Annotated in this window: 28 protein-coding genes; 13 read left to right on the forward strand and 15 right to left on the reverse strand. The window is 64.5% G+C overall.

Going from position 1 to position 24,695, the window contains the following annotated elements; translation table 11 throughout:
• Nucleotides 1-119 precede the first annotated feature (119 nt).
• On the forward strand, nucleotides 120-422 hold the full coding sequence (locus RS901_RS17145) for a hypothetical protein (protein ID WP_316149976.1): 303 nt from the start codon (nucleotides 120-122) through the stop codon (nucleotides 420-422).
• Nucleotides 423-927: 505 nt separating this feature from the next.
• Nucleotides 928-1,137: a hypothetical protein gene (locus RS901_RS17150; RefSeq protein ID WP_316149977.1), complete on the forward strand. Its 210-nt coding sequence runs from the start codon at nucleotides 928-930 to the stop codon at nucleotides 1,135-1,137.
• A gap of 70 nt (nucleotides 1,138-1,207) precedes the next feature.
• Here the strand turns inward: RS901_RS17150 and RS901_RS17155 are convergent, their stop codons facing one another.
• Together RS901_RS17155 and RS901_RS17160 are read right to left on the reverse strand one after the other, a co-directional pair.
• Nucleotides 1,208-1,591, reverse strand: a complete 384-nt coding sequence (locus tag RS901_RS17155; RefSeq protein WP_316149979.1) for a YybH family protein — start codon at nucleotides 1,589-1,591, stop codon at nucleotides 1,208-1,210.
• Nucleotides 1,592-1,742: 151 nt separating this feature from the next.
• On the reverse strand, nucleotides 1,743-2,180 hold the full coding sequence (locus tag RS901_RS17160; RefSeq protein WP_316149980.1) for a YciI family protein: 438 nt from the start codon (nucleotides 2,178-2,180) through the stop codon (nucleotides 1,743-1,745).
• A gap of 267 nt (nucleotides 2,181-2,447) precedes the next feature.
• Here RS901_RS17160 and RS901_RS17165 point away from each other — a divergent pair, with 267 nt between their 5' ends.
• Nucleotides 2,448-2,768: a YnfA family protein gene (locus RS901_RS17165; protein ID WP_316153567.1), complete on the forward strand. Its 321-nt coding sequence runs from the start codon at nucleotides 2,448-2,450 to the stop codon at nucleotides 2,766-2,768.
• 28 nt (nucleotides 2,769-2,796) lie between these two features.
• On the opposite strand, the gene arsB is transcribed toward RS901_RS17165, so the two are convergent.
• The 4 genes from arsB to RS901_RS17185 are packed head-to-tail and all read right to left on the reverse strand — an operon-like array spanning nucleotide 2,797 to nucleotide 5,210.
• Nucleotides 2,797-3,873, reverse strand: a complete 1,077-nt coding sequence (gene arsB, locus RS901_RS17170; RefSeq protein ID WP_316149981.1) for an ACR3 family arsenite efflux transporter — start codon at nucleotides 3,871-3,873, stop codon at nucleotides 2,797-2,799.
• A 16-nt stretch (nucleotides 3,874-3,889) separates the two neighbouring features.
• Nucleotides 3,890-4,384, reverse strand: a complete 495-nt coding sequence (locus RS901_RS17175) for an arsenate reductase ArsC (RefSeq protein ID WP_316149982.1) — start codon at nucleotides 4,382-4,384, stop codon at nucleotides 3,890-3,892.
• A 15-nt stretch (nucleotides 4,385-4,399) separates the two neighbouring features.
• Nucleotides 4,400-4,882: an ArsI/CadI family heavy metal resistance metalloenzyme gene (locus RS901_RS17180; RefSeq protein ID WP_316149983.1), complete on the reverse strand. Its 483-nt coding sequence runs from the start codon at nucleotides 4,880-4,882 to the stop codon at nucleotides 4,400-4,402.
• A gap of 13 nt (nucleotides 4,883-4,895) precedes the next feature.
• Nucleotides 4,896-5,210, reverse strand: a complete 315-nt coding sequence (locus RS901_RS17185) for a metalloregulator ArsR/SmtB family transcription factor (protein WP_316149984.1) — start codon at nucleotides 5,208-5,210, stop codon at nucleotides 4,896-4,898.
• Nucleotides 5,211-5,421: 211 nt separating this feature from the next.
• On the opposite strand from RS901_RS17185, the gene RS901_RS17190 reads away from it, so the two are divergent.
• Nucleotides 5,422-6,066, forward strand: a complete 645-nt coding sequence (locus RS901_RS17190; protein ID WP_316149985.1) for a glutathione S-transferase family protein — start codon at nucleotides 5,422-5,424, stop codon at nucleotides 6,064-6,066.
• 26 nt (nucleotides 6,067-6,092) lie between these two features.
• Here RS901_RS17190 and RS901_RS17195 read toward each other — a convergent pair whose 3' ends face one another.
• From RS901_RS17195 to RS901_RS17205, 3 genes are all read right to left on the reverse strand, one after another.
• Nucleotides 6,093-6,788, reverse strand: a complete 696-nt coding sequence (locus RS901_RS17195) for a hypothetical protein (protein ID WP_316149986.1) — start codon at nucleotides 6,786-6,788, stop codon at nucleotides 6,093-6,095.
• 101 nt (nucleotides 6,789-6,889) lie between these two features.
• Nucleotides 6,890-8,278, reverse strand: coding sequence for an alkaline phosphatase (locus tag RS901_RS17200; protein WP_316149987.1), 1,389 nt, complete (start codon nucleotides 8,276-8,278; stop codon nucleotides 6,890-6,892).
• A 26-nt stretch (nucleotides 8,279-8,304) separates the two neighbouring features.
• On the reverse strand, nucleotides 8,305-9,756 hold the full coding sequence (locus tag RS901_RS17205) for an alkaline phosphatase (protein ID WP_316149988.1): 1,452 nt from the start codon (nucleotides 9,754-9,756) through the stop codon (nucleotides 8,305-8,307).
• Nucleotides 9,757-9,998: 242 nt separating this feature from the next.
• Here RS901_RS17205 and RS901_RS17210 point away from each other — a divergent pair, with 242 nt between their 5' ends.
• From RS901_RS17210 to RS901_RS17230, 5 genes are all read left to right on the forward strand, one after another.
• Nucleotides 9,999-10,397, forward strand: a complete 399-nt coding sequence (locus RS901_RS17210; protein ID WP_316153569.1) for a hypothetical protein — start codon at nucleotides 9,999-10,001, stop codon at nucleotides 10,395-10,397.
• Between the two features lie 69 nt (nucleotides 10,398-10,466).
• On the forward strand, nucleotides 10,467-11,768 hold the full coding sequence (locus RS901_RS17215; protein ID WP_316149989.1) for a TolC family protein: 1,302 nt from the start codon (nucleotides 10,467-10,469) through the stop codon (nucleotides 11,766-11,768).
• Nucleotides 11,765-13,309, forward strand: coding sequence for an efflux RND transporter periplasmic adaptor subunit (locus tag RS901_RS17220; protein ID WP_316149990.1), 1,545 nt, complete (start codon nucleotides 11,765-11,767; stop codon nucleotides 13,307-13,309). Before RS901_RS17215 ends, RS901_RS17220 begins: the two co-directional genes overlap by 4 nt.
• Complete coding sequence (locus RS901_RS17225) at nucleotides 13,306-16,476, forward strand: efflux RND transporter permease subunit (protein ID WP_316149991.1); 3,171 nt, start codon at nucleotides 13,306-13,308, stop codon at nucleotides 16,474-16,476. The genes RS901_RS17220 and RS901_RS17225 overlap by 4 nt, the downstream gene beginning before the upstream one ends.
• Nucleotides 16,473-16,817: a copper-binding protein gene (locus tag RS901_RS17230; RefSeq protein WP_316149993.1), complete on the forward strand. Its 345-nt coding sequence runs from the start codon at nucleotides 16,473-16,475 to the stop codon at nucleotides 16,815-16,817. Before RS901_RS17225 ends, RS901_RS17230 begins: the two co-directional genes overlap by 4 nt.
• 136 nt (nucleotides 16,818-16,953) lie before the next feature.
• Here the strand turns inward: RS901_RS17230 and RS901_RS17235 are convergent, their stop codons facing one another.
• The gene (locus tag RS901_RS17235) at nucleotides 16,954-17,832 is read right to left on the reverse strand and encodes a LysR family transcriptional regulator (protein ID WP_316149994.1); all 879 of its coding nucleotides are present in this window, start codon (nucleotides 17,830-17,832) and stop codon (nucleotides 16,954-16,956) included.
• A gap of 121 nt (nucleotides 17,833-17,953) precedes the next feature.
• Here RS901_RS17235 and RS901_RS17240 point away from each other — a divergent pair, with 121 nt between their 5' ends.
• Nucleotides 17,954-19,024, forward strand: coding sequence for an alkene reductase (locus RS901_RS17240; RefSeq protein WP_316149995.1), 1,071 nt, complete (start codon nucleotides 17,954-17,956; stop codon nucleotides 19,022-19,024).
• A 42-nt stretch (nucleotides 19,025-19,066) separates the two neighbouring features.
• Nucleotides 19,067-19,654: an isochorismatase family protein gene (locus RS901_RS17245; protein ID WP_316149996.1), complete on the forward strand. Its 588-nt coding sequence runs from the start codon at nucleotides 19,067-19,069 to the stop codon at nucleotides 19,652-19,654.
• Nucleotides 19,655-19,780: 126 nt separating this feature from the next.
• On the opposite strand, the gene RS901_RS17250 is transcribed toward RS901_RS17245, so the two are convergent.
• Complete coding sequence (locus RS901_RS17250) at nucleotides 19,781-20,107, reverse strand: hypothetical protein (RefSeq protein WP_316153570.1); 327 nt, start codon at nucleotides 20,105-20,107, stop codon at nucleotides 19,781-19,783.
• Nucleotides 20,108-20,384: 277 nt separating this feature from the next.
• Between RS901_RS17250 and RS901_RS17255 the strand changes: the two genes are divergently transcribed.
• Nucleotides 20,385-20,639 (forward strand): hypothetical protein, encoded by a 255-nt coding sequence (locus tag RS901_RS17255; protein WP_316149998.1) that lies wholly within the window; start codon nucleotides 20,385-20,387, stop codon nucleotides 20,637-20,639.
• Between the two features lies 1 nt (nucleotide 20,640).
• Here RS901_RS17255 and RS901_RS17260 read toward each other — a convergent pair whose 3' ends face one another.
• From RS901_RS17260 to RS901_RS17270, 3 genes are all read right to left on the reverse strand, one after another.
• On the reverse strand, nucleotides 20,641-21,057 hold the full coding sequence (locus RS901_RS17260; RefSeq protein WP_316150000.1) for a TraR/DksA family transcriptional regulator: 417 nt from the start codon (nucleotides 21,055-21,057) through the stop codon (nucleotides 20,641-20,643).
• A 236-nt stretch (nucleotides 21,058-21,293) separates the two neighbouring features.
• Entirely contained in the window at nucleotides 21,294-21,626 is a 333-nt protein-coding gene (locus tag RS901_RS17265) for a glycine zipper domain-containing protein (RefSeq protein WP_316150001.1), read from the reverse strand.
• A gap of 327 nt (nucleotides 21,627-21,953) precedes the next feature.
• Nucleotides 21,954-22,532 (reverse strand): elongation factor P, encoded by a 579-nt coding sequence (locus RS901_RS17270; RefSeq protein ID WP_316150002.1) that lies wholly within the window; start codon nucleotides 22,530-22,532, stop codon nucleotides 21,954-21,956.
• A gap of 329 nt (nucleotides 22,533-22,861) precedes the next feature.
• Here RS901_RS17270 and RS901_RS17275 point away from each other — a divergent pair, with 329 nt between their 5' ends.
• The gene (locus RS901_RS17275; protein ID WP_316150003.1) at nucleotides 22,862-23,299 is read left to right on the forward strand and encodes a universal stress protein; all 438 of its coding nucleotides are present in this window, start codon (nucleotides 22,862-22,864) and stop codon (nucleotides 23,297-23,299) included.
• A gap of 303 nt (nucleotides 23,300-23,602) precedes the next feature.
• Here RS901_RS17275 and RS901_RS17280 read toward each other — a convergent pair whose 3' ends face one another.
• The gene (locus tag RS901_RS17280; RefSeq protein WP_316150004.1) at nucleotides 23,603-24,667 is read right to left on the reverse strand and encodes a VWA domain-containing protein; all 1,065 of its coding nucleotides are present in this window, start codon (nucleotides 24,665-24,667) and stop codon (nucleotides 23,603-23,605) included.
• Nucleotides 24,668-24,695 lie beyond the last annotated feature (28 nt).

The following is a 24,695-nucleotide window of genomic DNA, read 5'->3' on the forward strand; positions in this document are numbered from 1 at the left end:
CGGCGTTGCTTGACCTTCCCCCCATGGGAAGGTCCATAGTTTCGGTAGGCGGACTGCAACGTCCGTCGTGCAAGGGGCGCCAGTCAGGGAGCGAGCCCTTTTCGTGCGGAGGTGACGCCATGACTGCGACTACACAGACCTTGAATGACGATGTCCTTGCCGTGTTCAGGCGGGCATGCGAGCAAGAACAATATGTCGTCGCCGATTTTCTCCTGAGCGCCCTCGAAGCCATGGCTGGTCAAGGCCAGGAAAGCCGGCAACTGGACGAGGCGTACCTAGTTTTGGCGAACGGCTGCGCGCCTGAAAGCCGCGGCAATGCGTGGGATACCGCCCCCGCCTCGCAGACAAGCGCCTCCCATACTGAAGGCATGCAAGGACTGACGGTACCTGCTTCAGGTCGTACGTCTGGCATGAGCGCGTGAGCATATGAACCGACTCTGGCGAGTTGTCCTGCTGGTGATGCTGGCCGTAGCGCTCCCGTTGCGCACCATTGCCATGTCTGCAGAGCGCTGCTGCACGTTCGGCGTGGCGGGTGGTCAGGCGTATGCAGCCCAGAACGACGGTGAGCGGGCTGGCATCGGGGATGATTGCGATACGCCAGGCCACTGTGCCGCCGGCGCGCCGTCCGGCAACTCCGTTCACTCGACGTGCACTGCAATCTGTGCCTCTGCCGCCGTCACGCCGGCAATTGCGGGGAGCGCTGCCAGCCTTTGGGAATCTATCCTGCTCGCTCATCCGGAGCTCCCTTACTTCTCCGTTGTATCGCCGCCCCTTGAGCGGCCACCTCAGGCGATAGTCTCCTGAGGTATCCGAACGCGGACAGAGCTGGTCCATGGCGAGCGCCTGTCCGGCACCAGTAGCAGCGACTGCCGCCCGCCGTTTCCGGCATCGACGACACCATGCTGCTCGCAGTCAACGGGGAATATCATGAAGACGATCTTGCTCACTATGGCCTGCGCCGTAACCGCAACCGTGTCCCTCGCGGCCATGGCTGGCCCCGACTGGAGTGTGATTGAAAAGGCGCGAGCCGCAAAGCAAGCCCAAGCGCAAAAAGTAACAGCTCATCAGCCGATGATGATGGAAGACCACGCGGCAATGATGAAGGCATGCCGTGAAATGATGGCGCAGCCTAAGTAACAGGTCGGTTTGCCCCGACGCGCCGCGAGCCGTTCGCGGGCCGTCGGGGCCATGCTTCATAGCGCAGGGTTCAGCCGAGGATGCTGATGCCCCAAGGGTTATCAATCACGAAGAGCCAAGTGCCGTCGCTCTGCCTCCGAAGTACATCCGATGCGGTACCGTTCATCTGGACGGGTTGACCCTCGGGGTCCGTGCCAGAAAGGGACCACTTGGCGAGCGAGAGCGCGATGTCTCCTGCTGTGACGATAGAGTGCGTCTCCAGTGTCAACCTGGACTTCATCGCCAGGAATCCTCGAAGGGCCTCGCGCAATGCAGCGTGGCCTCTGGCGAATTCACTCGCCCCTGCAACAAAGGTTGCCTGCGGTTCGTAGTGGCCCACGGCGGCCTCGAGATCTCCGCGATTGAATGCAGAGAAGAATGAAAGTACAGCCTCTTCCGGAGTATGTGCTGACACAGTTGCTCTCCTTGGGAGAAGTGGAATCTACGCTCTTGCAGCCAGCTCAGCGTCGGGCGGCTGAAACTGGCTGATTTGCGGTCATTGGTCAGCGCTGGGTGCGGTGCAACCGCCTCGTCCTGTGTGCTCTCTACGCATGCGTAGGCTCGCCTCAGCGCGCCTTGTTCGCAAGCCCTTCCACTTCAGCGCGCAGCCGCTCTTCCTGCTCCCGCAGTTCTGGCGTGAGTTCAGCGCCGAAGTCCTCGACCTCGAACAGCGGGCGAATTTCGATTTCGGACTCGCTTTCCATGGGGTTGGGGCAGCGCCTGACCCATTCGACAGCCTCATCCATTGACTCGACTTGCCACAACCAGAATCCGGCGACGAGTTCGTTGGTTTGCGGAAACGGCCCATCCGTCACAGTCCGCTGATCGCCCGAAAAACGCACCCGCTTTCCCCTGCTGCTCGGGTGCAAGCCCTCGCCGGCAAGCATGACGCCTGCCTTGACGAGCTCTTCATTGAACTTGCCCATTGCCGCAAGCAACTCCGTGCTTGGCATCTTGCCGCTTTCTGATTCGCTCGTGGCCTTCACCATCACCATGACACGCATTGTGCTTCTCCTTGAAGGAATCGTTGGCGCCAGAAGACCCCGAGGCGGGAGCCGCGGCGGCGGTGGGCGCCGGAACCAGGATCCAATCAGAATAGTTGAATTCGACAGCACCTGACTTGCGCGGACCGCGCCAGTGCCTCTACAGTTCGACCGATGAAGAATGAAACCGCCGTAGCAGCGCTCGCTGCATTTGCCCAGGATTCCCGATTGGCGATCTGCTCCTGGACCGGAGGACATTGCACCGATGTGGAGCTACTAATCTTGATTGTGAAAACGACAGGGCTATTCATCGCAACAGCGCTTGCCGAGATCATCGGCTGCTACCTGCCGTACCTCTGGCTCAAACAAGGCCGGTCCGCCTGGCTGCTGTTGCCGGCGGCCCTTAGTCTGGCGCTCTTCGCATGGCTGCTGACGCACCACGAAGCGGCGGCAGGTCGAGTGTACGCCGCGTATGGCGGCGTCTACATCGGTGTCGCGATCGCCTGGCTTTGGGCGGTCGACAAGGTGCGGCCGACGCACTGGGATGTCGCGGGCGTGCTTGTCGCCTTCTGCGGGATGGCCATCATCATGTTTCAGCCACGCGCCTGACGCGCTTATCCGCAGCAAATCGAAAGCGTCAGGCCCTCCGCCCTGCTTCATACCAGCCTTGGGTCCGATTGACGATGCCGACCACCAGCAGCATGACCGGCACTTCAATCAGCACGCCGACCACCGTTGCCAGCGCCGCCCCGGACTTGAAGCCGAACAGGCTGATCGCCGTCGCCACCGCCAGCTCGAAGAAATTGCTGGCGCCGATCAGCGAGGAAGGGCCCGCCACGCAATGCGCCACACCCAGCTTCCGATTCAGCAGATACGCCAGGCCAGAATTCAGGAACACCTGGATCAGGATGGGCACGGCCAGCAGCGCGATCACCAGCGGTTGCTCGATGATGGCCTGGCCCTGGAAGGCGAACAGCAGCACCAGCGTCAGCAGCAGCGCGGCGATGGAATACGGTCCGAGCTTGCCCACCACCTGCTGGAAATGCGCCACGCCCTTGCTCAGCAGCAGCTTGCGCAGCACCTGCGAAATCGCCACCGGCACCACGATATACAGCGCCACCGACGTCAGCAGCGTATCCCACGGCACCGTGATCGACGACAGGCCAAGCAGCAGCGCCACCACCGGCGCGAAGGCCACCACCATGATGGCATCGTTCAGCGCCACCTGCGACAGCGTGAAATAGGGGTCGCCCTTGCAGAGCTGGCTCCACACGAACACCATCGCCGTGCACGGTGCCGCAGCCAGCAGGATCAGCCCGGCGATATAGCTGTCGAGCTGCTCGGCAGGAAGCATGGGCGCAAACAGGTGCCGCACGAACAGCCAGCCTAGCAGCGCCATCGAGAACGGCTTGACCGCCCAGTTGATGAACAGCGTCACACCGATGCCGCGCCAGTGGGATTTCACCTGGCCCAGTGCGCCGAAGTCGATCTTCAGCAGCATCGGGATAATCATGATCCAGATGAGGATGCCGACCGGCAGGTTCACCTGGGCGTACTCCATGCTGCCGATCGCCTGGAACGCGGCCGGCATCGCCTGCCCCAGCGCAATCCCGACGACGATGCACAGGGCAACCCAGATGGTCAGGTAGCGTTCAAAGAAGCCAATGGCGGGCTTCGTCGAAATGGGAGCGTGGGTGGTTGCGTGCTGATTCATTAGAGTTTCGGCGCCTTCAGTGCTTCGCGATCGCGTTGAGCGCGTCTTGCAGCTCCGCATTACTCATGCTTTCCAGCGGCAACGCCAGCAGTTGCAGCATGCGGTAGCCAATGGCCTCGCGCGTCAGCTCGAATGCCAGGCGCTTGCCTTCGTCGCCGCCCAGGGCGTTGGACGGATCGGCATAGCCCCAGTGCACCTTGACCGGGCTGCCAGGCCAATAGGGGCACTGTTCCGCCGCGGCGCTGTCGCAGACCGTAATCACGATCCGCATTTCCGGCGCGTTGTCGCCGACGAATTCGTCCCAGCTCTTGCTGCGGTAGCCGGTCACGTCGGCGCCGGCATTGGTCAGCGCTTCCAGTGCGAACTGGTTCAGGCGCCCGCTCGGTGCGCTGCCGGCGCTGAAGGCGCGCACATCCTTGCCGAGCTTCCTGGCCCAATGGTTGAGCATCCCTTCGCTCAGCACGCTGCGGGCGGAGTTATGGGTGCACAGGATCAGAATGTTGGTGGTCATGGAGAGAAGGCTTGCTCAGCAGCACGACGAGTTGGAGTTCACCGCAATCCCGATCGGCTTGCCGCGCGGGGCACGCGGGGTACAGCAGGCGGAGCCTTCGGCGGACGTCGGTTCAGGCTTGCCTTCGCCAAATACCGGGACGTTGCCCAGCGTATGGAAGTGCTCCCATGCAATGCCCTGCGGATCGGTGACCCAGTGCTTTTCGCTGCGGGCATAGCAGCAGGTGGTCTCACCCTGGTCCAGCAGTGCCATGTCGGCCGCTTCGGCGCGTGCTTTCAGTTCAGCAAGCTCGGCGGCGTCGTCGGTCTGGAAGCCGAGATGGTCGACGCCCGCCCCCTGGCCGCGCGTGGAGATCGCGAAGTTGATGCGCGGATCCTCGAGCATCCATTTGGCGTAGTCGCTCTCGACTCGCGTCGGTTCAGCGGCAAAGAGCTTCGAATAGAAGGCAATACTCTTGCCAAGGTCGTCGACGTGGACGTGAACGTGAAAGCGCTTCATCGGAACATCCCCATTAGCAGTGACAGGAAACCGCCGCTTCCTCGACGCCTTCGCAGCAATTGGCGGTCAGGTAGCCGAGCAACGCATTCATATGCGCGAAAGCGGCACGGTAGATCAGGTTGCGTCCGTCCCGCTCCTGCGTCACCAGGCCGGCGTGCGCCAGTTCCTTCAGGTGGAACGACAAGGTCGCCGCAGGCACGCCTAGCCGCTCGACCATCGCGCCGGGTGTCATGCCACCCGGGCCGGCGACGACCAGCATCCGAAAGACCTGGAGGCGCAGCCCGTGGGCCAGTGCTGCAAGGGAGCGGACAACATCATTCTTCTCCATATTTCTACAATACTGGAAATATAGTATTGATGCAATACCTGATCCGGCGAAGCGCTGCCGGCGCCCTGCCCGCCGTCCGCGTCGTTCCGCAGGCTACCGGGTCCGCGATACCAGCGGACTAGTGCCCGCTAGCGTAGCGAGCGTGCCCGTCGCCGGCGCTAGAATGTCGGTACTCTTCGCAGCAGGGCAGCTTCAACGAAGGAGCGTCACCATGCTCAGGCTCTACGGCTTTTCGAAGGTCAATGCTGGCGCGCGCGGCCACACCCGCGACCTGCGCGTGCTGTGGGCGCTCGAAGAGATGCAACTGCCGTTCGAGCTGGCCGGCATGGACCACCCCGCACACGACCTGAACACCGAAGCCTATCGCCGGCTCAGCCCCTTCGAACAGATCCCGTCGATCGATGACGACGGGTTGGTGCTGTCCGAATCCGCCGCCATCCTCGTCTACCTCGCGAAGAAGTCCGGCCGCCTGATCCCCGGCGACCGCGCCGGCGAGGCGCAGGTGGTGCGCTGGTGCTTCGCCGCGATGAACTCGGTCGAGCCGCCGCTGCTCAGCCTGCTGGTGCTTGACTGGACGGCGGATGGCAGCTGCGGCAAGCACCGCGAGTTCCTGGTCGGCTGGGCCAATCGGATGCTGACGAACCTGGAGCGCTGGTTCGCTGACCGCGACTTTGTCGCGACAAAGGATTTCACCGTCGCCGACATCCTGATGGCGCACGTGCTCCTCTCGGGCATCAGGGGCCAGGGATTGATCGCGCCGTATCCGGCAGTCGTGTCGTATCGGGACCGGTGCCTGGCTCGGCCCGCGTGGAAGCGGACCATCGAGGCTTACTGCGCGCGGGTCGAGGCAGGATAGATCGTCATCGTCGGCCAGGGCGCGTCCTAGTCCATCAGATCCGTGTACTCACCTTTCGCATAGGGCCGTGTGCGGTTCCACGGAGCGGGTTGCGGCAAGGCAGCGGCGGTCACCCGCGTGATCTTCTTCTGCGTGCCGCTGGCATTGCGCGACTGGACCAGCCGTGGATATTGGCCGACCACGTCCCACTGGACCGTCACCTGTTCATCGCCGCGCTTTGCGCGGTACTCCTGCACACCGCCGCGCGCAGGGCCGCTTGCGCTCATGGTCTTGAGCGCTGCCGGATCCAGCAGGTGGTAGGCGGTCGCCCACGAGCCGTCGAAGCCGATGTTGCCGTATTCGGCCGGGCTGACTTCGAAGGTCTTGCGCATGGCGTCGCTGACCAGCCGCACCGACAGCTTGCCGGACGGCTGCCGCTCGATCCAGCGCGCCGCGGCCGACATGTCCATGTGCTTGTGGCCCTTGTCTGCCTTGGCGTGCTCGGCTTCGTCATGCGCCCCGTGCGGGATCTCGCGCTCGATCCAGACTGTGCCGCCCTCGCGGTAGACACGTTCGGTGAAGTAGATGTCGCGGCGCACGCCGTCGGCCCCGAGCGCCGACAACTCATGCTGCACGCGCAGCGCCAGGGGGCCGGAGGCCTTGGCCGGTTCTGCCGCCACGGCGGTGAAGGCCGCCGAGACCAGCAGCAGTGCGAGGACGGGAGTGGCTTGCTTGGTTTTCATGAAATCCGTTCAGAAAGCGAAAATGCGCACGCCGGCAAACCGGCGCGCGCATGGCATCAAAAGACACTGTACTCAGTCGTGCAGCAGGGCCGCCGCCGGCATCACAGGCCCAGCGCGGACTTCACGACGCTGAAGACCTTGGTGTTGTCGATGGTGCCCTTGAGCGCGGCATTGCCCGGCCCCGTCGAGAACAGCATCACATCGCCGCCGCCGTGGGTTTCCGAGCCCGGCGAGCCGAGGTTCACGCCGACTTCCTGCAGGTAGCCGTCGGCCGTGGTGTCCACCAGCGCGGGGTTGTCGCGCGGGGACTTGCGCGGACCGCCGCCGTTGCCGAACACCAGCGTGGTGTAAGGCAGGCCGTCGGCCGCCGTGGCCGGCTGCTTGGTCTTGATGTCCGTCACCGTGCCCAGGATCGGGTTGCCGCGATGCGAGTAGCCGTTGATCGTCATCGTATGGTCGTGGTCGGCGGTGACGACGATCATCGTGTTCGACAGGTCCACCATCGACAGCGCACGCTTGATGGCATCGTCAAACGCGATCGCGTCCTCCAGCGCGCGCTTGGCGTTGGTGCCATGCAGCGCATGGTCGATCCGGCCGCCCTCCACCATCAGGAAATAGCCGTTGCCGTTCTTCTGCAGGATGCGGATGGCCTTCTCGGTCATGTCGGCCAGGCTGGGCTCGTCGACATTGTTCTTGACGCGGTCCAGCTCGTAGTTGAGGTGGTCCATGTTGAACAGGCCTAGCAGCTTGTTGGTGGATGCCGGGTCCACGGCCTTGAACGCGGTGCCGGTGGTCACATAGGTGTAGCCCGGGAACTGCGTGGTCAGGTCGACGCCATCCGTGCGCTTGCCACCCGCGGCGCTGGGCAGGAACTGGCGGCGGCCGCCGCCAAGCAGCACGTCCAGGCCGTCCTTGAGCGCGGTGTTGTAGCCGGCGTTGCCCGGCGTTGCCTGCGCGGCGATATTGTTCTCGCCGTCGCGGTGGCAGACGTGCGAGAAGGTGGCCGCCGGCGTTGCGTGGGTCACGCGCGTGGTGGTCACCGCGCCGACCGACTTGCCGGCGGCCTTGGCCAGCTCCAGCACGGTCACGACCGGCGTGCCGTTGCCGCTGGCGGGACAGGTGCTGTCACCGGCGCTGGTCACATAGGACTTGCCGGTGCCATCGCTGGCCTTGGTATCGGCCGACATGGAGATGACTTCGTTGTTCATCTTCACGCCGGTCATGTAGGCCGCCATCGACGGCGCGCTGTCGGTGGTCTGCGCGTCGTTCGAATACGTCTTCACGCGCGCGGTGCGCTTGAGCGACTCCATGTTGAGCTTGCCCGTCTCGCCATACTTGTAGATGCGCGACGCGGTGACGGTGGTCGGGCCCATGCCGTCGCCCAGGAAGAAAATGACATTCTTGGCCTCGCCCGCGGCTTGCGCAGGGAGGGCAATGCAGGCGCAGGCAGCCGCAACTGCGGACAGGCCGGTTCGGATGATGAGTTTCATGGCGTTATTCCGTCAGCGATAGTGGCTTAGAGGCCGATGGCCGTCTTGATCAGGCCGAACACCTCGGTGTTGTTCATCACACCGGTGAAGGATTCGGCACCATTGCCCAGTGCGCCGATAAAGACATCGGTGCCGCCATGGGTCTCGCCACCTGCCGCCATCGGGATCGCGGCTTCCTGGTGATAGCTCTTGTCGTAGACCTGCGCATCGGTCAGCGCGGTGCGCGTGGCCGGGCGGTTCTCGCCGTTGCCGAAACCGATGATGGTGAAGGGATTGCCGCCGGAGTCCGTGGACAGTGCGCCGGTCACGTAGTTCTTCAGCAGGCCCAGCACGCCGGGGTTGCTGTCGCTGGTGGGGCCGGTGCGCTTGGCATAGCCATTCAGCACCAGCGTGTGGTCATGGTCGGCGGTGACGACGATCAGCGTGTTCTTCAGGCCCGGGTCGATCACGTTGAGCTTGTCGATGGCGGTCTTGATCGCGGTGTCGAAGGCCACGGTGTCCTGCAGCGCCTTGCGCGCGGTGGTCTCATGCAACGCGTGATCGATGCGGCCGCCTTCCACCATCAGGAAGAAACCCTTCTTCTTCGCGGCAAGCACGTCGATGGCCTTGCTGGTCATCTCCGCCAGGCTCGGCTCGTCGCCGGGCACACGATCCAGGTCGTAGGCCATATGGCTGGATGTGAACAGCCCTGCCACCTTCTTGGCGCTGGCGGCGTCGATCTTGTCGAACTCGGCCTTGCTGGAGGCGTAGGTATAGCCGGCCTTCGTCAGCTCGCCAACCAGGTCGCGGCCGTCAGTGCGGGCACCGCCCGCGGCCTTGCTCTGGAAGTACTTTCGGCCGCCGCCGAAGATCACGTCGACGCCGTCGCCGAGCGCGCTGTTGTAGCCGGCGCCGTTCGGCACCAGTTGCGCGGCGATGGTGTTCTCGGCATCGCGGTGGCAGACGTGCGCGTAGGTCGTGGCGGGGGTCGCGTGCGTGATGCGGGTGGTGGTGACCACGCCGGTGCCATAGCCTGCCGTCTTCATCTGCTCGAGCAGCGTCGGCACGCCCTGGCCGTTGCCGGAAGCCGGGCAGGTGCTGTCCGCGCCGGACAGGTAGTCCTTGCCGCTGGCATCAAAGGCACTGGTCTCCGGCGTCATCGAGATGACTTCGTTGTTCATCTTGACGCCGGTCATGTAGGCCGCCATCGACGGCGCGCTGTCGGTCACCTGCGCGTTGTTCGAATAGGTCCGGATGAATCCGCTCTCGGGAAGCGTGTCCATGGTCAGCTCACCGTCCTCGCCGACCTTGTAGATCCGCGCCGCGGTCATGGTCGTCATGCCCATGCCGTCGCCGAGGAAGAACACGACGTTCTTCGTGGGCGCGGTGCTGCCGGCAGCCGGCGGCTGCGTGACCGACGCATTGTTGTCCTCATCGCTGCCGCACGACGCCACGGCCAGCGCCAGCAGCGGTGCCGCCAGTATTGAAAGACGCCTCATATTTCCTCCCCGTTGGTTTTGGCGGGAGGATGCACGACGAATATTTCGGTACCGTGACGCGTCACATGTGGACGGCAATGTTGTCATTGCAGCCAAACATCGGAAAGTGCAGCATCAGGCGGTTCGCCATGATCAGTCTGTTGAAGGCGAACTGCCCGCCTGTGCGACGAGTTGCCGCACTGGTGAAGCTGCCTGGTGGCGCTGAACACTGCTATATTGTCGCCAAAACAGGCACCGCTCTCGTGGGTAGATCGCATCGCCGGCCATGGTTCGCCGGCTTCCTCCTCGTTGTCTTCCTGGCAGCCCAGCTGGCAGCGGCGGCGTACGCCTGTACCGGCAGCCGCTACCAGGAGGAACACAGCGGCACGATGGCGGCGATGACCGAGTCCTGTGCCGATATGGCCGCCATCGACAGCCAGCAGGGCATCGACCAGAGCGGGTTTTGCCTGGCGCATTGCCAGGCCGATGCCAAGAACGCCGACCATGCTTCGCCGCAGCTTCCGGCCTTCATGCCGGTGCTGATGCGCGTGATTGAGCCAACGCGCGTGGTCCTGGCAGAGGTTCGCGTTGCGCTGCGCGCCGAGGCAGAGGCGCGCGCACCGCCGCCCCTCACCATCCTTCACTGCAGTTTCCAGACTTAGCCTCCGGTTCGACGTCACCTGGTGCTGCCCGCTTCCATGCGGGCAGTAGTCGTCGTTCCTGGAGGCTTTATGCTTTATCTACGTCACCTGACCGTGGCGCTGCTCAGCGCGCCCGCAGTGGGCCTGGCTGCGCCGCAAGGCGCGCCCGGGCAATCCGCCCCTTCCCTCTCCCTTGAGGAAGCCGTCGCGATCGCAAGCGCCCATGCCGGCGACGCCGAATCGTCGCGCGGCGCCGTGGAGGCCGCCGGGCAAATGGCGGTAGCCGCCGGCCGCCTGCCGGATCCCGTGCTCAAGCTCGGCGTCAACAACGTGCCGGTCAACGGCTCGGACGCGTTCTCGCTGAGCCGGGATTCCATGACCATGCGCTCGATCTCTGTGATGCAGGAATTCACGCGTGCGGACAAGCGCCGCGCCAGGGCCGCGCGCTTCGAAGCCGAAGCCGCCGCTGCCGACGCGCAGCGCGCGGTGGGGCTGGCAGGCGTGCAGCGCAATGCGGTCAATGCCTGGCTCGACCGGTGGTATGCGGAGCAGGCCGGCGTGCTGCTCGGCCATCACAGCCATCCGCTTGAACTGGCACTGCAGGCCGCCACCGCGGCCTACCGCAGCGGGCGCGGCTCGCGTGCAGACGTACTGGCGATGGAGCTGGAAGTCCAGAAGCTGCACGACCGCGAGGACGAGAACCGCGCCGCGCTGGCGACCGCCACGCTGAACCTGGAGCGCTGGGTCGGCGCCGCTGCGGGGCGTCCGCTGTCGGAGCGGCCACCGCTTGAAGTGCCGCCAGGCACCCGGCAACTCGCCAGGGGCGAGTTCGATGCCGTGCCCGAACTGTCGGCTGCGCAGCGCGACGTGGCACTGGCCGAATCGGAGATCCAGGTGGCAACGGAAGCCCGCAAGCCGGACGTGACGGTCGAGCTGATGTACAGCCAGCGCGGCTCGGCCTACTCGAACATGGGCTCGCTCAATGTCAGCTTTCCGCTGCCGTGGGACCGGGGCAACCGCCAGGACCGCGAAATCAGTTCGCGGCTGGCGCAGGCCAACGACGCGCGGGCCAGGCTGGAAGTGGTCCGGCGCAATACCCAGGCCATGGTCGGCGCCAGGCTGGCCGAGCTGCAGCGCAACCTTGACCGGCTGCGGCGCTACGACGACAAGACCTTGCCGCTCGCGCGGGCACAGGCAGATGCGGCACTGACGGCGTACCGCGCCAACACCGGCACCTTGGTGGCCGTCGCCGAAGCCAACCATCGCGCCATCGACACCGCCATGGATCGCCTGTTGCTTGAGGCAAAGACGGCGAAACTGTGGGCGGACCTGAACTACCTGGTGCCGTTGCCGACCGCCCAGACCGAAGCCGCAGCGAGAGTAGCAAAATGAACAAGCACGCCATTGCAGCAGCCGCCGGGCTGGTCGTCGTCTGCATCGCGCTCTACGGCGCCTACCACTTCGGGTACACGCGCGGCACGCAAACTGCGCAACCGTCGAGCACGCCTGGCGCGGAATCCACCGTGCTCAAGGCCGGCGCCATCGATCCGAAGACCGGCAGGAAAATCCTGTACTGGCACGATCCCATGGTGCCGGGCCAGCGCTTCGACAAGCCGGGCAAGTCGCCCTTCATGGAGATGCAACTGGTGCCGGTCTACGCGGACGGCGATGGCGGCGGGAGCGGTGTGACCGTCGACAGCCATGTCGCGCAAAACCTCGGCATTCGCACCGCCGAGGCAAAGCCTGGACGGCTGACCGCGATGCTGCAGGTTCCCGGCAATGTCGCCATCGACGAACGCAGCGTGCAGATCATCCAGGCGCGCACCAACGCCTTTGTGCAGCACGTCGCGGTCAGGGCGACCCTTGACCCGGTCCGGCGCGGCCAGGCGCTGGTCACCCTGTACTCGCCCGACTGGGTCGCGGCGCAAGAGGAATACCTGGCCGTGTCACGCATGGCCGGAAGCGAGCATCTGGGCGACCTGCGCGGCGCGGCGCGAACCCGCATGCTGCAGGCGGGCATGACGCCGGGCCAGGTCAGTGCGGTCGAGAAATCCGGCGAGCTGCAGCCCGGTGTCGCCATCGCCAGCCCGGTCGATGGCCTCGTGACCGAGGTGGCGGTGCGCGAGGGCATGACCGTGTCGCCGGGCATGACGCTGTTCCGCCTGGCTGATCTGAGCCAGGTCTGGGTGATTGCCGAGGTACCAGAGGGCCAGGCCGGCACCATCCGGGCCGGCGCGGCTGCCACGGTGCTGCAGGGCGGCACGGCCGGCCCCCTTGCCGGCAAGGTCGACGCCATCCTTCCCGACGTCAACCCGGCGACCCGCACCATCAAGGCCCGCATCGTCCTGCCCAACCCCGGCAGGCGCCTGCTGCCGGGCATGTTTGTCACGGTCAGCTTCGACAGTGGCGCACAGAAGGAAGCGTTGCTGATCCCGTCGGAGTCGGTCATCCGCACCGGTCAGCGCAATATCGTCATGGTCGATGCCGGCCAGGCAGGGTTCGTTGCCACCGAGATCAAGACCGGCCGCGAGGCCGATGGCATGGTCGAGGTGCTGGACGGACTGGCGCCGGGACAGAAAGTGGTCACGTCCGGCCAGTTCCTGATCGACTCGGAAGCCAGCCTGCGCGGCAGCGCGGAACGGATGACGGCCACACCAGCAGCGTCTGCACCTGCCGCGCCGGCCGCCGAGCATGAGGGTACCGGCCGCATCGAAGCCGTGAACGGCAGCGAGAGCCTGACCATCTCGCACGGCCCGATCCCGTCGGCACAGTGGGGCGCGATGACCATGGACTTCGCCGCGCCGCCAGCAGGCCTGCCCAAGGGCCTGAAGCCTGGCGACCGCATCCGCTTCCGCTTCCACCTGGACCGCGATGGCGCGGCCATGCTGTCGTCGGTCGAGCCCGCCGGCACCGCCCAGGGAGCCAGGCCATGATCGCGCGCCTTATCCTGGCTTCGATCCGCCACCGCTTCCTGGTCCTGCTGGCCACGGTGATGCTGACCGCATGGGGCCTGTGGGCGGTGCGGAGCACGCCGCTCGACGCCCTGCCCGACCTGTCCGATGTGCAGGTGATCATCCGCACGCCCTTCCCCGGCCAGGCGCCGCAGATCGTTGAGAACCAGGTCACGTATCCGCTGACCACCACCATGCTGTCGGTACCCGGCGCCAGAACGGTCCGGGGTTACTCCTTCTTCGGCGATTCGTTCGTCTACGTGCTGTTCGATGATGGCACCGACCTGTATTGGGCGCGCTCGCGCGTGCTGGAATACCTGAACCAGGTGCAGTCCCGCCTGCCCGCCGCGGCCAGGCCGGCGCTGGGGCCGGATGCCACCGGCGTCGGCTGGATCTACGAGTACGCGCTGGTGGACAAGACCGGCCAGCATGACCTCGGCCAGTTGCGTGCGCTGCAGGACTGGTTCCTGCGCTTCGAACTGAAATCGCTGCCCAATGTGGCCGAGGTCGCTTCGCTGGGCGGCATGGTGAAGCAGTACCAGGTGGTGCTGATGCCGGACCGGATGCGCGCCTACAACCTGTCGCAGGGCAAGGTGCTGGCGGCGCTCAAGGACGCCAACCAGGAGGCCGGCGGGTCGGTGCTCGAAATGGGCGAGGCGGAGTATATGGTCCGCGCCAGCGGCTACCTGAAGACGCTCGACGATTTCCGGCAGATCCCGCTGGTGACCAGCGATGCCGGCATTCCGGTGCGGCTGGGCGATGTCGCCGTCGTGCAGCTTGGCCCGGAGATGCGGCGCGGCATCGCCGAACTTGACGGCCAGGGCGAGGTGGCCGGCGGCGTGATCGTGATGCGCTCAGGCAAGAACGCGCTGGAAACCATCGAGGCGGTCAAGGCGAAGCTCGCCACGCTGCAGAAGAGCCTGCCTGCCGGGGTGCAGATCGTCACCACCTACGACCGCTCCGCGCTGATCAAGCGCGCCGTGGAAAACCTGACGCACAAGCTGGTCGAAGAGTTCGCCGTGGTCGCGCTGGTGTGCCTGCTGTTCCTGTTCCACCTGCGTTCCGCGCTGGTGGCTATCGTGTCGCTGCCGCTGGGCGTGCTGGCCGCCTTCCTGGTGATGCGCTACCAGGGCATCAATGCCAACATCATGTCGCTGGGCGGCATTGCCATTGCCATTGGCGCCATGGTCGATGCCGCGGTCGTGATGATCGAGAACGCGCACAAGCAGCTGGAGCACTGGCATGCGGACCATCCCGGCCGGGCGCTGACAGGGAACGAGCGCTGGGGCGTGATCGGCCGGGCCGCCACCGAGGTCGGGCCGGCGCTGTTCTTCTCGCTGCTGATCATCACGCTGTCATTTATCCCGGTCTTTACGCTGGAGGCGCAGGAGGGCCGGCTGTTCTCGCCGCTGGCCTTTACCAAGACCTATTCCATGGCCGCGGCGGCGGGCCTGTCGGTGACGCTGGTGCCGGTGCTGATGGGCTACCTGATCCGCGGCAGGATTCCTTCGGAGCAGTCCAACCCCTTGAACCGATGGCTGATCCGCGCCTATCGGCCGGTGCTGGCACGGGTGCTGGCCTACCCGAAGACCACCCTTGCGATCGCCGCGGTGCTGCTGGCCGCGACGGCGTGGCCGATGATGCGTACCGGCGCCGAATTCATGCCGCCGCTTGACGAGGGCGACCTGCTCTATATGCCGTCGGCATTGCCAGGCCTTTCCGCCGGCAAGGCGGCGCAGCTGCTGCAACAGACCGACCGCCTGATCAGGACCGTGCCCGAGGTGGCGACCGTGTTCGGCAAGGCCGGCCGCGCCGATACCGCGACCGATCCGGCGCCCCTCGAGATGTTCGAGACCACCATCCAGTTCAAGCCGCGCGACCAATGGCGTGCCGGCATGACCACCGACAAGCTGGTGGAAGAGCTGGATCGCGTGGTCAAGGTGCCGGGCCTGTCCAACATCTGGGTGCCGCCGATCCGCAACCGCATCGACATGCTTGCCACCGGCATCAAGAGCCCGGTCGGCATCAAGGTGGCGGGCGCGGACCTGAAGGAGATCGACCGCCTGGCAACGCGCATCGAGGAAATCGTCAGGACAGTGCCGGGGGTGACATCGGCGCTGGCCGAGCGGCTGACCGGCGGGCGCTATGTCGATATCGATATCGACCGCGTGGCGGCCGGCCGCTACGGGCTGAACATCGTGGATGTGCAGAGCGTGGTGTCGTCGGCCATCGGCGGCGACAACGTGGGCGAGGTCGTCGACGGGCTGGCGCGCTTCCCGATCAACGTCCGCTACCCGCGCGATTACCGCGACTCGGTTGAGCAACTGCGCAGCCTGCCCATCGTCACGGACAAGGGCCAGCAGATCGTGCTGTCCGACGTGGCGCGCATCCAGGTGGTGCAGGGAGCGCCGATGCTGCGCAGCGAAAACGCGCGCCTGTCGGGCTGGGTGTATGTCGACATCCGTGGGCGTGACCTGCGCTCGGCCGTCCGGGATATGCAGGCCGCCGTTGCGAAAGCGGTGCCAATGCCGGCTCGCTATTCCCTAAGCTGGTCGGGGCAGTTCGAATACCTGGAGCGGGCCGCCGCAAAGCTGAAGGTGGTGGTGCCGTTCACGCTGCTGATCATCTTCGTGCTGCTGTACCTGGTGTTCGGCCGTCTCGATGAAGCCCTGCTCATCATGGGCACGCTGCCGCTGGCGCTGATCGGCGGCTTCTGGCTGCTCTACCTGCTGGGCTACAACCTGTCGGTGGCCGGCGTGGTCGGCTTCATCGCGCTGGCGGGCGTGGCGGCGGAATTCGGCGTGATCATGCTGCTCTACCTGAAGCAGGCATGGACCGCGCGCGCGAACCAGGGCGATGCCAGCCTGTCCGCGCTGCTTGAGGCCATCCAGGAAGGCGCGGTGCTGCGCGTACGCCCCAAGGCAATGACCGTCGCCGTCATCCTTGCCGGTCTGGTGCCGATCATGTGGTCGCATGGCACCGGCTCCGAGGTCATGCAGCGCATTGCCGCGCCGATGGTGGGCGGCATGCTCACCGCGCCCTTGCTTTCGCTCTTCGTGGTGCCGGCGGTGTATTTGCTGATGCGCCGGCGCCAGACCAGAACTCAAGCTGTTTCCGTCCACCCATCACTGCAAAAGGAACCCCAATGAAATCCATCAAGACGCTCGCACTCGCCCTCGCCCTTGCCTTGACCGCCACGCCGGCCGCATTTGCAGCGGGCTCGATGGACGGCATGGACATGAAACCGTCCGCACCCTCGCAGCAGGCGCCGCAACCCGTGGCGGCCGAGATCAGGAAGATCGATGCGCAGGCCGGCAAGGTCACGCTCAGGCACGGACCGATCGCCAACCTCGGCATGGGTCCGATGACCATGGCGTTCCCCGTCAAGGATCGCGCATCGCTGAAGGACTTCAAGGAGGGCGAGGCGGTATCCGTGACGTTCGACAACGTTGATGGCAAGCCTACGGTCGTGCAAATGCGGCGCAAGTGAGGCGGACCTTCGCGGAAGGTGATTGCGCGTTCGATGCGCAATCACCGCCGATCCGCAAGCGATGAGCGAAAGCAGACGCTCAAACCTGAGCGCGCGCGCTTGGGTCAGGGCCGGGAACAGATTTGCATTTCCGAGCTCACGTCTTGGCGCCCAGACGCTCCTTCAGGAACTCGATAAAGCGCTGCGTCTTTGCCGGCAGCAAACGTGTCTCGGTCAGGGCATAGACCGGCGTCGGGCTGGCCTGCCAGTCCGGCAGTATCCGGCGCAGGCGGCCGGCCGCCAGTTCCTCTGCCGCCACCTCCTCAGCCAGCAAGATCACGCCCAGGTCCAGCGTTGCCAGCCGTCGGAACATGCCAACGCTGTTGACATAGAACCTCCCCCCGACTTCCACCTCAACGGTCTCCTCACCGCGATGCAGTGCCCACTTCCCTGCCTTGGGAAAACCTATGCACTGATGCCGCGCCAGGTCAGTTGGATGGGTTGGCTCGCCGGCGCGTTCCAGGTAGCGCGGTGAGGCATAGACCTGCACCGACAAGCGGGCTAGCAGCCGCGCGATCAGGTTCGAGTCCGTCAGCTCGCCCATGCGAATGGCCACATCGAAGGGTTCGGCCACCAGGTCGACGCGCCGGGGCGTGAGGTCGAAATCAAAGCTGATGCCCGGGTAGCGGGCCGCGAACTCTGCAATCAGGGGCGCCATGTAGATCATGGCGAAATCGACCGGCAGCGATGCCCGCAACACGCCGCTCGGCTGCGCCAGCATCTCCCCGAGTTGCTCGTGAGCGATCCGTGCTTCGTCGACGATGCGCTTACAGCGCTCGTAGTAAAGCTGCCCCGCCTCGGTCAGCTCGACCTTGCGCGTCGTGCGATGCAGCAGCCGCAGGCCAATAGCCTTCTCCAGGGCGCTGATGCGCCTGGATAGCGTGGAATTCGGCACCCCAGTGGCAGCAGCCGCGCCACGAAAGCTCCGCGTCTGCGCGACCTCCACGAACAGGGCCATGTCATTGAGCAGTTCCATTCGGATTGCGCCATTTTTGGATCAATGATTACCAATCTAACACCTTTATCTCGCCAATGAATTAATCGACGATACGCACATGGGCTTTCCCCTTCGCCCCCGACATACACAGGAATTGACCATGAGCCAACTGTTCACCCCCGTCCGCATCGGCCGCCACATCGCGCCGAACCGCCTCGTCATGGCCCCGATGACCCGCTCCCGCGCCGACGCCGAGGGCGTTCCCGGCGACATGACTGTCACCTACTACACGCAACGCGCCAGCGCCGGCCTGATCATCACCGAAGGCGTGTTTCCGTCCGCCATGGGCAAGGGCTATGTGAATACGCCCGGCATGGAAACCGAGGCCCAGGTGACTGGCTGGAAAAAGGTGACTGAAGCCGTGCACGCGCGTGGCGGCCGTATCTTCATGCAGCTGATGCATTGCGGCCGGATCTCGCACCCGTCGCTGCTTGAGGGCGCAACGCCCGTGGCACCGTCGGCCATCAAGCCCGAAGGCCAGGCATGGACGCCTGCTGGCCAGGTCGACTTTGTCACGCCCCGAGAGCTCACCCTGGCCGAGATCGCCGGCGTCATCGACGAATATCGCCAGGCCACCCGCCGCGCCATCGACGCCGGCTTCGACGGAGTGGAACTGCACACGGCCTCCGGCTACCTGCCCGAGCAGTTCCTTTCGTCAGGCACCAACCACCGCCAAGACCAATACGGCGGCTCGGTCGAAGGCCGCGCCCGCTTTGTGCTGGAAGTGCTGGCCGCGATGGTGGCCGAGGCCGGCGCCGACCGGGTCGGCATCAAGATCTCGCCGGAGATGAACTTCAACAGCATCACCGATGCCGCGCCCCAGGAGACCTACACCTACCTCGTCGACAAGCTGCGCGGCCAGGGCCTGGCCTATCTGCATGTCGCGCTGTTCGGTGCCACGGTCGACTACCACGCCCTGCTGCGCCCGCGCTTCGACGGCACCTACCTGATCGGCGGCGGGTTGACGCAGAACAGCGCCGCAGCCCTGCTGGCCGAGGGCAAGGCCGACGCCACCGTCTTCGGCAGCGCCTTCCTCGCGAATCCCGACCTGCCGGAGCGCTTCCGCCAGGGCGCCGCGCTCAACGCGCCGGACCGCAACACGTTCTTTGCGCCGCCGACGGCCAAGGGATATATCGACTATCCGGCGCTGGCTGAGGCCGAAGCGGCTTGAGGCAAGGAGCGTTTGCCCCATTCACTTCCAAGGAAATGCATCATGAAGTTCGAACGACTGACTGCAGACACCGCCGCCCTGCTCCTGATCGACCATCAGGTAGGCACCATGAGCTGGGTGAAGTCCATTCCCATCGACGAAATGAAGCGCAACGCGCTGATGCTGGCGAAGACCGCGGCCATCCTGAAAGTCCCTGTCGTGATGACGTCCAGCATGGAGGAGTACGCCCAGGGGCCGCTGATCAGCGAGCTGGCGGACATCTTTCCGGCTGAATTCGCCGCGCGCATCAGGCGCGTTGGGGTTGTGAATGCGATGGACGATGAGAACTTCGCGGCGGCGGTAAAGGCTACCGGACGCAGGAAACTGATCATCGCTGGCGTGACCAATGACGTGTGCACGGTGTATCCGGCGTTGAGCCTGGTGTCGCAAGGTTATGAAGTGCAAGTCGTCGCGGATGCTGGCGGATCGCCGAGCAAGATGGCTGACGATATTGCCTTGCGGCGCATGGAGAAGAATGGTGTCACGCTGACCAGCACCAACCAGGTGATTGCGGAACTGGCTGGAAGTTGGGCTACGCCGGAAGGCAGCCGCATTGTGCAGGAGGTGATTATGGGTGCGCTGCAGGGCTGAGAGGGGCCGCCTATGTTGGCTGGGTGCAGGTGCAACCTGGCCTTGCCTGCGGCCTGCGATCGTGCACGCCTTGACCGCGGCGCATGCAATCAGCCCCGGCGGGTTGGACCGGGGCTGTCAGATCTGTTAGTGCAGTTGGCGCTTCAGGTCAGCAAGTTCCGTATGCATCGAACTGACTGCATCCTTGACCTTTGCATCGAGACCGCCGGCCTGCTGGCAAGCGCGGTCTGCACGATCACCGATCCGTTCGAGATCATCAATCCACTGCCGGATCCGATCCTCATCCTTGGAGGACACAACCTTCGATGCCGATTTGCATTCCTTGTCGAGCTCATCCACCCAGTTCATCAAGTCTTGTGGAATCCCCGTATCGGCATGACAAGTTCGGGATGTCTCGCTGATGGTTTGCTGCAGATGACTAAAACGTTGCTGCATTTCACTGGCTTGCAACATGATGCCCCCTTCGTGAACATCAATCCACATGAATTCAGGTTGCCTGTGCCATTGTCATTCGCCCGCATTATCGGCTGCCAGTGAAGTTCCATTGCGCAGCCCCGAAGCGCGCGAAGGGCACTTTTTCAGTCTAGGTCAAAATCGACCGCGCGCTCCGATGTGATCCCGGGGTTCCGCGGCATTACTAGGCATTGGCCGCGCCTCGCTATATCTTGAACTCAAGACAGTCCGGCGCTCAGACCGAGCCACGGACCTGCGTAAATTGCCGGAGGCTGAAATGCTGGAAAGAAAGCGGACTTACAAGGGATTCCACGTTGCCCTGTTCGTGCCGGAGGTGATTGAGCCAGGCAAGCCAGGCGGGCGAGTCCAGATCTCCACGCGCAATGAGGACATGGGCATCCGCTTTACGCCGGACTGGTCCCACCCGCCCGCAACGCTGCAGGAGGCAGAGGACTGGCTTTTTGCCTACGCCGCCGGGATCGTCGATTGTGAACTGGCTGGCGGCTTCGGCATTGATCTCAGGAACGAGTAAGTCAGCTCGGCGACGAAAGATCTGCGGAATCCGGTTGGCGCGTCTCCCGCGCCTGGCGGGGATGGCGGTGTTCGTGGAGATTCTGGCATGCCGTGCAGCGCACGGCGGTTGGGTACACCTGCAGGCGGGCGAAAGGGATAGCCTGCTGGCAGTCGATACAGACGCCATACTGGCCACTCCTCATCCGTGACCGGGCTGCTTCAATGTCGGCCAGTTGCCTGCGATAGTGTTTCAGCATCGCGTCGCCCTGGCGCTGCATGGTCTTTTCGTCCGCCACTTCACCATCATCAAGGTGTTCACGTTGTGTTGGTGCCACGACAGGCGAATCCGCGGTTCCGGCGACGGCACGTATGCGCAACTCCTCAGCGTCCATTTGGGCCGCCAGCTTCGCCAACTCTTCCTTTGTCAGCCCTTCCATGACTGGCCTCCTGGATAAGCATCCTGCGGGTCGCACGTAAGCAGACCGTCCAGCGTAGCGCGCCTGAGCAATCGCATTTGGCAGGCATAGTTGCTGTATTGCCGCTCAGATGTGTCGCCAGTCAGATCGGGGTTCCCGCAAGGGGCCGTGGCCATTTGCCGGCATGGCAAAAACCACGTGTCCCTTGCGGGACCGGCACGTGTCACAGCCGGTGCCGGCGCCGCAGTCGCGAGTGCCTAACGGTGGCTGGCAGCCAGCGCGACGATAGCGCCTGTGGTTGCCGCGATGGCGGCCACGGTACCCATACTTTGCCACGGATGCTCATGTACGTAGCGATCGGTCGTTGTCGCCCACTCGGAGACCTTGGCGCGGCTTTCTTCGCGCAGCGTAACGATGCGCTCCTGCAGCGCGCGCTGCCGGGCCTTGAGTGCATGGCGCTCAAGGCTGGTCCCTACGCCGGTTTCGGCTTTGACATCATGAAGAAGTGCCTGAACGTCGGCCATCAGCTTATCGACGTCGCGGGCCAATGCGTCCTTGCGCATAGGGAAATCGGATTGGATGTCGTTCATCTTGCCCTCCTGTTAGCGAAATCATCGCGGTGCGTCGCGCAGCACGATTGGCACTGTGTCAAATATAGGATTGGGTTGACGGCCCGGCATGACAAACAGCAGGCCACGACGAAGCGGCGCGGAAGGGGGCAAGAGGACCGTGGCACTCCTGAGCGACGACGATGGTCATGCGCCACGCATGGCATGCGCATACTTGCATAATATGCACACACGAGGCGCAAAGTGAAGGACAGGTGCCGGATACGGTACTGCCGACACTGCCGGCCCCGTCTCAGCGGGACCGTACGTGGCGCTGCGCATGCAGGGAGCGATGGCGCGGCACTGGCGTCACGCCTTTCGCGTGCCTCGCCTTATCCGCTCCAGATATTTTCCTGAAGCGACCTCGATTCGCACCGTGTCCCCTTCCTTGACGAACTGAGGAACGAGAACTTCCATACCGTTATCCAGCGTGGCAGTCTTGAAGGTAGAGGTTTCATGCTCGTGCAGGCCCGGCGGCGTGGACATGATGGTTAACTCGACCGCAGGGGGGAATGCGATGGTGACTGGCTCGCCCTCATAAAGCTGCACCGGGATTCGCATATTGGGTTGAAGAAATTTCTGGTACGCGCCCATGGTTTCCGCAGGAAAACTGATCTGCTCGAAGGTGTCGGGATTCATGAAGAAAAAGGCGTCACCATCGGTGTACAGATATTCCATCTCCTGGTGATCAAGCTCGACCTCTTCGAGCTTGTTGCCCGGGTGTAACCGCAACTCCTTGATGTGACCAGTCTTAAGGCTCTTGAACTTGGCGAAAACTGCGCTCCCCTGTTGGCCGCCGCCGGCGTGGTACCCGGCGCTGATAACGCTATGAAGTTCACCTTCAAGCATGATGACCATGCCCGACTTCAGTTCGGAAGCTTCGACCATTGGTGTCTCCGCCTGGGCGGCAAGATTTCGCCTTCAGCCTAGCACCGCAGCGCCCCTTCAACAAAGGGCCGGCGGCAACAGCGGTGCGCTGGAGCGAGAAACCCTACGGCGCCGACCGCATTGGGAGGATTGCGCACCTGCGACAGCGTATGTTGCAGCGCCACATGCACAAGGCTGACAAGGGGCCAGACCGCCACGGGTCGCCCTGCCCCCCGATCAGGGAATCGAGAAGCGCATCACGCCAGAGCACGAACGATTGTCATACCATTAAGTTCGTAGCGCGTGCCAGGGCCGAGGTGGATGGCCCCGTCGGCCGCGAGGAGGCCAACATGTTTCAGCATATCTTGATACCCACCGATGGATCGGTACTCTCCGACGCAGCCGTTCGCATGGCGGTGAAACTCGCCAAGGCATTTGAGGCAAGGGTCACTGGATTGCATGTCATCCCGGAATTCCATGTCCTCACGCATCGGGTTGACATGCTCGAGGATACCCAGGAGCGCTACGCACAACTTGCCGAAATGCATGCGGAGCGATACCTGGCAGTGGTCGCGCAAGCGGCAAAGGAAGCGGCGGTGGCATGCGAGACGCTCAGCGTTACCCACAATCACCCCTATGAGGCCATCATCCGGACCGGGGAGGAACGTAGCTGTGACCTGATTGTCATGGCGTCGCATGGCCGAGCCGGCCTGCAGGGGCTACTGATCGGCAGCGAAACCCAGAAAGTCCTGACGCATTGCCGGATCCCGGTTTTCGTGTTTCGCTAGTCAATGCTGCAGACCAGCCGCACGCGGCGCGGCGGCGAACGCCAACGCGACTCGGCCCTTGACCTGAGCCTTCGTACCTGCCGCATCGAAGCCCTCCGCGGTTTCCCTCCATCGAGGATTGTTCGACGCCTGCTGGAGGCGGTGCGGAGAACTGGCGTAGTCCATGCGCGAGACTGCATGAATCAGCGGCCATTGGAGTGTGGCGTCTCGGTTCCCACATGAGAGCCAGGCTGGAAATACACCCGCTGCGCCTATGGATGGCTCAGGGAATGAACCCGGCAGCTTCATCAACCGTGCTTCAGGTCACCGCCGGAACCACAGCATCGAGAGCCCGCACGCCACCCCCAGCAGCAGGACCGCTGCTGCCGAGAACAATGCACTGATCTCGGTTTCCTTGCGCTCGAGCGCGAAGCGGGCGCTGAGCTGGCGATACACCTGGCTCAGGTCCGCAGCCGAGCCTGCCTGGAAGTACTCGCCGTCCGTTATCGCCGCTACCGCCCGCAAGGCGGGTTCATCGAGCTGCATGTAGTAAGACAGGCCCGACTCTGCCGCGGCTTCGCCCTGCGGCGTACCGAAGCCCACCGTATAGACGCGCACGCCGCGCTGGGCGGCCATGCGCGCGGCGTCCAGCGGGTCCGGGCCAGTGGTGCGGCGGCCATCGCTGAGCAGGATCACCGCACCGTGCCGATACGAGCCGGGTTGCGCCGCCGGCCGTTCCTGTTCGCGCTTGCGGACGGCGTCCGCCGCGGCGGCCTCTGTCAGCGATCTGCCGCCGGGCCCGGGTGCGAGCGACTCGCCGCTGAAAAGGATCGCTTCCAGGTCGATGCCATCGTCGGGGAACAACACTGCCAGCGCCTGGATCAGCCCGCTGCCGGTCGCCGTGCCGTGCTGGAGCTGGAAGCGATCGATTGCGTCGAGCATGTCCTGCCGGTTGTCGGTGGGGGGCAGCACCACGGTCGCCGTGGCGGCAAAAGAGACCATGCCCAGGCGCACGCTGGCCGGCAGCCCGACGATGAGATCCCGGGCAGCCTGCTTGGATGCGCCGATCCGGGTGGGTGCAACGTCGGTCGCCGCCATGCTGCGGGAGGTGTCCATGGCCAGTACCAGGGTGATGGTGTCGGACGGCAGCGTGATCGTCGCAGTAGGACGGGCGCAAGCCAGCAGGGCCACGCCCAGCGCGAGCAGGAAGAGCAGCGGCGGGATGTGACGCCGCAGTCGTTGGCCGGGACCCAGGGCGGCGCGCGGCAGCGCAAGGCTGGCATACAACAGGGCGATTTTCTTGCGCCGCGCAATCAGGTACAGGTAAGCGGCTGCCAGCAGGGGCAGCGCGAGTAGCAGCCAGAGCATTTGCGGCCAGAGAAACTGCATGCCCCTGCTCCTTGGCGCGTGGGTAAGA

It is taken from the genome of Cupriavidus sp. BIC8F, from assembly GCF_032465815.1.
GTDB classification, from domain to species: Bacteria; Pseudomonadota; Gammaproteobacteria; order Burkholderiales; family Burkholderiaceae; genus Cupriavidus; species Cupriavidus necator.

Bases quoted from the DNA above. Each gene is read 5' to 3' on its own strand.
- RS901_RS17145 (WP_316149976.1), top strand. From the start codon at position 120: ATGACTGCGACTACACAGACCTTGAATGACGATGTCCTTGCCGTGTTC.
- RS901_RS17150 (WP_316149977.1), top strand. From the start codon at position 928: ATGAAGACGATCTTGCTCACTATGGCCTGCGCCGTAACCGCAACCGTG.
- RS901_RS17160 (WP_316149980.1), bottom strand. From the start codon at position 2,180: ATGCGTGTCATGGTGATGGTGAAGGCCACGAGCGAATCAGAAAGCGGC.
- arsB (WP_316149981.1), bottom strand. From the start codon at position 3,873: ATGAATCAGCACGCAACCACCCACGCTCCCATTTCGACGAAGCCCGCC.
- RS901_RS17175 (WP_316149982.1), bottom strand. From the start codon at position 4,384: ATGACCACCAACATTCTGATCCTGTGCACCCATAACTCCGCCCGCAGC.
- RS901_RS17180 (WP_316149983.1), bottom strand. From the start codon at position 4,882: ATGAAGCGCTTTCACGTTCACGTCCACGTCGACGACCTTGGCAAGAGT.
- RS901_RS17185 (WP_316149984.1), bottom strand. From the start codon at position 5,210: ATGGAGAAGAATGATGTTGTCCGCTCCCTTGCAGCACTGGCCCACGGG.
- RS901_RS17190 (WP_316149985.1), top strand. From the start codon at position 5,422: ATGCTCAGGCTCTACGGCTTTTCGAAGGTCAATGCTGGCGCGCGCGGC.
- RS901_RS17195 (WP_316149986.1), bottom strand. From the start codon at position 6,788: ATGAAAACCAAGCAAGCCACTCCCGTCCTCGCACTGCTGCTGGTCTCG.
- RS901_RS17200 (WP_316149987.1), bottom strand. From the start codon at position 8,278: ATGAAACTCATCATCCGAACCGGCCTGTCCGCAGTTGCGGCTGCCTGC.
- RS901_RS17205 (WP_316149988.1), bottom strand. From the start codon at position 9,756: ATGAGGCGTCTTTCAATACTGGCGGCACCGCTGCTGGCGCTGGCCGTG.
- RS901_RS17215 (WP_316149989.1), top strand. From the start codon at position 10,467: ATGCTTTATCTACGTCACCTGACCGTGGCGCTGCTCAGCGCGCCCGCA.
- RS901_RS17220 (WP_316149990.1), top strand. From the start codon at position 11,765: ATGAACAAGCACGCCATTGCAGCAGCCGCCGGGCTGGTCGTCGTCTGC.
- RS901_RS17225 (WP_316149991.1), top strand. From the start codon at position 13,306: ATGATCGCGCGCCTTATCCTGGCTTCGATCCGCCACCGCTTCCTGGTC.
- RS901_RS17230 (WP_316149993.1), top strand. From the start codon at position 16,473: ATGAAATCCATCAAGACGCTCGCACTCGCCCTCGCCCTTGCCTTGACC.
- RS901_RS17235 (WP_316149994.1), bottom strand. From the start codon at position 17,832: ATGGAACTGCTCAATGACATGGCCCTGTTCGTGGAGGTCGCGCAGACG.
- RS901_RS17240 (WP_316149995.1), top strand. From the start codon at position 17,954: ATGAGCCAACTGTTCACCCCCGTCCGCATCGGCCGCCACATCGCGCCG.
- RS901_RS17245 (WP_316149996.1), top strand. From the start codon at position 19,067: ATGAAGTTCGAACGACTGACTGCAGACACCGCCGCCCTGCTCCTGATC.
- RS901_RS17250 (WP_316153570.1), bottom strand. From the start codon at position 20,107: ATGTTGCAAGCCAGTGAAATGCAGCAACGTTTTAGTCATCTGCAGCAA.
- RS901_RS17255 (WP_316149998.1), top strand. From the start codon at position 20,385: ATGCTGGAAAGAAAGCGGACTTACAAGGGATTCCACGTTGCCCTGTTC.
- RS901_RS17260 (WP_316150000.1), bottom strand. From the start codon at position 21,057: ATGGAAGGGCTGACAAAGGAAGAGTTGGCGAAGCTGGCGGCCCAAATG.
- RS901_RS17265 (WP_316150001.1), bottom strand. From the start codon at position 21,626: ATGAACGACATCCAATCCGATTTCCCTATGCGCAAGGACGCATTGGCC.
- RS901_RS17270 (WP_316150002.1), bottom strand. From the start codon at position 22,532: ATGGTCGAAGCTTCCGAACTGAAGTCGGGCATGGTCATCATGCTTGAA.
- RS901_RS17275 (WP_316150003.1), top strand. From the start codon at position 22,862: ATGTTTCAGCATATCTTGATACCCACCGATGGATCGGTACTCTCCGAC.
- RS901_RS17280 (WP_316150004.1), bottom strand. From the start codon at position 24,667: ATGCAGTTTCTCTGGCCGCAAATGCTCTGGCTGCTACTCGCGCTGCCC.